Annotated in this window: 1 protein-coding gene; it reads left to right on the top strand. The window is 67.1% G+C overall.

What is annotated here, in order from left to right; genetic code table 11:
- The coding region (locus tag A5624_RS00870) for a sulfite exporter TauE/SafE family protein (protein WP_232002173.1) at positions 1-526 on the top strand (526 nt) is incomplete at its 5' end.
- Between the last annotated feature and the right edge of the window lie 28 nt (positions 527-554).

Here is a 554-nt window from a genome sequence, read left to right as displayed (position 1 = left end):
GAATCGCGTTGGTGTACGTGATTTCTCGTCAGGTCACCGCGAGCAGGCGATAGAGCCCGATCAGTCCCACGGCCACGATGATCGCCCGCAGCGCATTGCCCGACAACCGCCGCCCGTAGCGCGCGCCGAGCAGGCGGGTCGCTCGCCCGACCACGTCAGCCCGCGCCGGATGGCGACGCTGGTGTTCGGCACGTTCGCCGTCGGCGTCTACGGCGGCTATTTCACAGCGGCGCAAGGGATTCTGCTGGTCGGCCTGATGGGCGCCCTGCTTCCGGAATCGGTGCAGCGCACCAACGCGGCCAAGAACTTATTGGCGTTGATGGTGAATGTGGTTGCCGCCATTGCCTATACGGCGGTGGCGTTCGATCGGATCAGCTGGCCGGCCGCCGGGCTGATCGCGGCGGGCTCACTGGTCGGCGGGCTGCTCGGCGCGCGCTACGGGCGGCGGTTGTCGGGCAATGCGCTGCGGGCGATCATCGTGGCCGTGGGACTGATCGGGCTCTATCGCCTGCTCGCGGTGACCTGACGAGAAATCACGTACACCAACGCGATTC

Origin of the sequence: Mycobacterium sp. 1482292.6 (assembly GCF_001672995.1) — a bacterium.
Lineage (GTDB): Bacteria > Actinomycetota > Actinomycetes > Mycobacteriales > Mycobacteriaceae > Mycobacterium > Mycobacterium europaeum_A.
Note: the sequence above shows the minus strand (reverse complement) of the source record. Positions and strands in the feature narration are given on the sequence as shown.